The organism is Propionivibrio sp. (genome assembly GCF_017995515.1).
In the GTDB taxonomy this organism is placed as follows: domain Bacteria; phylum Pseudomonadota; class Gammaproteobacteria; order Burkholderiales; family Rhodocyclaceae; genus Propionivibrio.
On sequence record NZ_JAGOIT010000188.1, the window covers coordinates 1 to 2,683 of the forward strand.

The 2,683-nt window shown below is 64.4% G+C and carries 6 protein-coding genes; 5 read left to right on the top strand and 1 reads right to left on the bottom strand.

Annotated features, from left to right (window positions below; translation table 11 throughout):
* The 3 genes from KBA32_RS16925 to KBA32_RS16935 all read left to right on the top strand — a co-directional run.
* A partial coding sequence (locus KBA32_RS16925; RefSeq protein ID WP_294361465.1) for a rhodanese-like domain-containing protein occupies nucleotides 1–576 on the top strand: 576 nt, incomplete at its 5' end.
* Between the two features lie 80 nt (nucleotides 577–656).
* Complete coding sequence (locus tag KBA32_RS16930; RefSeq protein ID WP_294361467.1) at nucleotides 657–1,019, top strand: rhodanese-like domain-containing protein; 363 nt, start codon at nucleotides 657–659, stop codon at nucleotides 1,017–1,019.
* A 9-nt stretch (nucleotides 1,020–1,028) separates the two neighbouring features.
* Nucleotides 1,029–1,235: a hypothetical protein gene (locus KBA32_RS16935; RefSeq protein ID WP_294361469.1), complete on the top strand. Its 207-nt coding sequence runs from the start codon at nucleotides 1,029–1,031 to the stop codon at nucleotides 1,233–1,235.
* Here KBA32_RS16935 and KBA32_RS16940 read toward each other — a convergent pair.
* Complete coding sequence (locus tag KBA32_RS16940; protein WP_294361471.1) at nucleotides 1,225–1,548, bottom strand: DUF134 domain-containing protein; 324 nt, start codon at nucleotides 1,546–1,548, stop codon at nucleotides 1,225–1,227. The two genes, KBA32_RS16935 and KBA32_RS16940, sit on opposite strands and share 11 nt — an antisense overlap.
* 84 nt (nucleotides 1,549–1,632) lie before the next feature.
* Between KBA32_RS16940 and KBA32_RS16945 the strand changes: the two genes are divergently transcribed.
* Nucleotides 1,633–2,229: a hypothetical protein gene (locus tag KBA32_RS16945; RefSeq protein WP_294361473.1), complete on the top strand. Its 597-nt coding sequence runs from the start codon at nucleotides 1,633–1,635 to the stop codon at nucleotides 2,227–2,229.
* Nucleotides 2,226–2,683: MBL fold metallo-hydrolase (locus KBA32_RS16950; RefSeq protein ID WP_294361477.1), on the top strand; the 458-nt coding region annotated here is incomplete at its 3' end. The genes KBA32_RS16945 and KBA32_RS16950, both read left to right, overlap by 4 nt.

The following is a 2,683-nucleotide window of genomic DNA, read 5'->3' on the forward strand; positions in this document are numbered from 1 at the left end:
ATCGTCAACGACCACCAGCACGCCACCTACTTCCCCGGCGCCAGGCCGCTAACGCTGAAGCTCGTCTGGGATACGCGCGACGGACGCGTCGTCGGCGCGCAGGCGACCGGCAGTGAAGGCATCGACAAGCGCCTCGACGTGATCGCCGCCAGCATCCAGGGCAAGGCAACGATCGACGACTTGTGCCATCTGGAACTCGCCTACGCACCGCCGTTCGGCAGCGCCAAGGACATCATCAATCTTGCCGGTTTTGCCGCAACCAACCTGCGCGACGGATTGTTCGAGCAGGCCGGCGAACTGCCGTTCGGCGACGCGCAGATCGTCGACGTGCGGCCGAAACCGGTCGCCGACGCCTTCCCGCTCACCGGGTCGATCAACATCCCGTTCCCGACTCTGCGCGCCAACCTCGACAAGCTCGATCGCTCGAAGCCGGTCATCACCGTCTGCGCCTTCGGCAAGATGAGCTACTTCGCCGCGCGCGTGCTGGCGCAGAGCGGTTTTGACGTGAAGAGCTTCAGCGGCGGCATCAAGGGCAACATCGACCCGCGCAGTCCGGCGAAACTGCCGACGGCTTAGGGCATCTGACAGCAACGGCCGGATGGACTGCGATAATCCATCTGGCCATGCCCACCACCCTTCATCAAAAGAGAGACCCCATGCAACGCCTGTTAATCGCCCTCTGCTTCTTCTTCAGCCTGCCGTGGCTCGCCAGCGCGCAGACCTATACGCTCGATGGCGTCAAATCGAAGGTCGTCATCGACGTGCGCACGCCGCAGGAATTTGCCACCGGCCACATCGAAGGCGCCATCAACATCCCCTACGACACGATCACGCCGAACCTGCCGGCGCTCGCCAGGATCGGCAAGGACGAGAACATCGTTCTCTATTGCCGTAGCGGACGCCGCTCGGGGATCGCCATGCAAACGCTCGCCAGCCAGGGTTATCGCAACCTGCGCAACGGCGGCGGGCTGGACGCCCTGGCTTCGCGGATCAAGGTGTGCAAAGACGCGAGCTGCTGAGAACAGGCCATGGACGACCCCGTTCGCACCGTAGCGCTCGTAACCGCCGTGATCCTGCTCGCCGTGGTTTTGCCGGCGGCCGCCTACACCTACTGGGCGCGCAAGAAGGCGGCCTGGCGGAAGGACATCAACGTCGGGTGGCGCAAGCACGCATCGGCAGCCGAACTGATGCGCCCGGCCTGCGGCGAGACGCGAAACAAGCGTCCTACTCGCTGATCGGCGTTTCAGTCGGCGCGGTGGGCGAGGCGGCTTCGGGCGGACGAATGCGCAGCGCCTTGCCGTTAAGCAGCGCGTCGGCCACCTTGCGATGCACGCTGTTGAGAATGTTGCCGATGGTCTGCCGCGAAACGCCCATGCGCTCGGCCGCGTCGGCCTGATACATGCCTTCGAGGTCGGTCAGGCGCATCGCTTCGAGCTCGTCCATGGCAAGGACGATTTCGTCGAGGTCGCGCATCGGGATGCCGACCGGCTTGTAGTAGCTGGCCACCGGCACGCAATTGATACAACGCTCTTTGACTGGACGCCCCATGGTGTTTTCTGCCTGTATTTGTTCAATCAGCTTTGAGGAAAGTGCGGATTATATGAGTCCTGATCATGCTGTGGAGAAGAAGCTTTGCCGCCACCGATCCTGAACTCCCTCAAACGCTGGCTGCGCCCGCCCCCCGCGGACGTGCGCGGCGGCCGCTTCGTCGCCGTCATCGAGTGCATCCTCAACCAGAACGCACGTGACGACGGTGCGGCCTGCTCACCGGCAATGAACGTCCCTCTGCTGCAACTGTGCAACACGCATCGTGTCGGGATCTTGCAGATGCCGTGCCCGGAGATTCACACGCTCGGCTTCGCGCGGCAGCGCGCACCCGGCTTGAGCATCCGCGACGCGTTGAACGACGAAGGCAGCGTCAAACGCTGCGCGGTACTGGCGCACGACGTCGCCGAGCGCATCGAAATCTACCTGAATCAGGGATACCAGCTCGTTGCGGTACTCGGTGGAAATCCGGAGAGCCCCGGCTGCGCGGTACATGCGGAAAGCGACGGCTTGTGCGAGCGCTCCGGATTATTCATGCGGCAGTTGCAGGCCGAGTTCCGCCGACGCGGCCGCGACCCGCGCTTCCTCGCCATCCGCGACCACGACCCCGAGCAGCACCGGCTCGACCTCGACACATTCGAATGCTTGCTCGCCCTCAACCTGCCGGAGACCAAAAACCCATGACCCCGCCCATCAAGATCACCCTCGTCGTCGACAACGAAGCACCGCCCGAGCTGGTAGCCGAACACGGCTTCGCCGCGTGGATCGATACCGGAAACGAATGTTTCCTCTTCGACACCGGCCAGGGCGCCGCGCTCATCCCGAACGCAGCAGCACTCGGCATCGACCTCTCCCGCGCCCGCGCCCTCGTCCTGAGCCACGGTCACTACGACCACACCGGCGCCGTCCGGGCGTTTCTCGATATCAACCCGGACGCGCCCGTGATTTACGGACACGACGCGACGATCGGCCGCTTCAGTTGCCGCCCCGATGAACAGCCGCCACGACAGATCGGCATGGCCGAAGAAGTTCGACAGGCGCTCTGCCAGTTGCCGGCGGAACGCCGCATCGTGCTCGACGTGCCGCGCTACCTGCGCCCGGGCATCGGCATCACCGGCCCGGTTCCGCGCAACTCCAC

What these genes read in the sequence shown, in the direction of transcription:
- KBA32_RS16940 (WP_294361471.1), bottom strand. Translation starts at nt 1,548, where the DNA reads ATGGGGCGTCCAGTCAAAGAGCGTTGTATCAATTGCGTGCCGGTGGCC.
- KBA32_RS16935 (WP_294361469.1), top strand. Translation starts at nt 1,029, where the DNA reads ATGGACGACCCCGTTCGCACCGTAGCGCTCGTAACCGCCGTGATCCTG.
- KBA32_RS16930 (WP_294361467.1), top strand. Translation starts at nt 657, where the DNA reads ATGCAACGCCTGTTAATCGCCCTCTGCTTCTTCTTCAGCCTGCCGTGG.